Origin of the sequence: Streptomyces sp. NPDC002130 (assembly GCF_040296465.1) — a bacterium.
In the GTDB taxonomy this organism is placed as follows: Bacteria; Actinomycetota; Actinomycetes; order Streptomycetales; family Streptomycetaceae; genus Streptomyces.
The window spans coordinates 1-1,282 of the sequence record NZ_JBEOXI010000947.1; the positions used below are offsets into that span (position 1 = coordinate 1).

General features: G+C 62.9%; 2 protein-coding genes. Both read left to right on the forward strand.

Going from position 1 to position 1,282, the window contains the following annotated elements:
• Positions 1 to 302 (forward strand): GAP family protein (locus ABT116_RS47285; RefSeq protein WP_351647561.1); only part of this gene is annotated, 302 nt, incomplete at its 5' end.
• Positions 299 to 1,282: SulP family inorganic anion transporter (locus ABT116_RS47290; RefSeq protein ID WP_351647563.1), on the forward strand; the 984-nt coding region annotated here is incomplete at its 3' end. The genes ABT116_RS47285 and ABT116_RS47290, both read left to right, overlap by 4 nt.

A 1,282-nucleotide genomic window follows, 5' to 3' on the forward strand; every position in this document is an offset into this window, starting at 1 on the left:
TAGGTTTCGCGCTGTTCGTCTTCAACCCCATCGACATGTCATGTGCCATCGCCGCCGCCATGAATCTGCGGCTCAGCACTGTGGAACCCACGTCGCAGATCGTCTCGGCCGTGATCTTCTCGCTGGTGTCCGTGACCTCGGTTGCGGTGCCTGTTGCCCTCCTGCTGATCAAGAAGGACGAGGCAACCGAACCGCTGCTGAAGATCCGCACCTGGATAGCCACCAACACGCACTTGCTGAACGTCGGGCTTCTCGTCCTGATCGCGGCGATGCAGATCAGTAAAGGGGTGCAAGGACTATGAGTGCTCCGCAAACACGGACGTGGTGGGTCTTCGGATCGCTCTCCGACTACCAGCGCGGCTGGCTCCGCCCCGACATCATTGCCGGCCTCACCGTGTGGGCCGTCCTCGTTCCCGAAGCGCTCGCGTACGCCACCATCGCCGGAGTTCCGCCGGTAGTCGGGCTCTATGCTGCAGTTCCGTCACTGATTCTGTATGCAGCAGCAGGTAGTTCGCGACACCTGATCGTCGGGCCGATGTCGGCGACCGCAGCGTTGTCCGCGGCGATGATCGCGCCACTGGCTTCGGGAAACGACGGCCGATTCATCGCGCTGTCGGCCGCATTGGCAATCGTGACCGGGCTCGTGGGTCTGCTGGCAGGATTCATGCGCCTCGGCTTCATCGCCTCCTTCATCTCCGAGCCGGTTCTGAAGGGATTCATCGTGGGTCTCGCGCTCACGATCATCATCGGTCAAGTACCCAAACTCCTGGGCGTGGAGAAGGGGGAGGGAAACTTCTTCGTCCAGGCGTGGACAGTGGTGAAGGAACTGGGTGAGGTCGACGGACCGACGGTGATCATCGGATTGCTCAGCCTGGCAATGGTCCTGGGCGTCAAGCGATGGCTTCCGCTGGTACCGGGTTCGCTCCTCGTCGTGCTGCTGGGCATTACCGCAGTCGCGTTGTTCGGCCTCGACGATCGCGGCATCGACATCGTCGGGCACATCGACTCGGGACTGCCGTCGATGGGTCTGCCGAGTGGTGTGGGAGCCGAGGACTATCTCGATCTGGTCGGACCGGCAGTCGGCGTTCTGCTCATCGGATTCGCCGAAGGTCTGGGTGCTGCAAAGACATACGCGGCCAAGGCGGGGTACACGATCGACGCCAATCGTGAACTCGCTGGACTGGGTGCGGCCAATCTCGGATCGGGTCTGTGCTCCGGCCTCGGCCGTCCGGGTCACGTCCAGGGTGCTGCCGATCCGCGTGCTGGCGTCGTTGAGCACCGC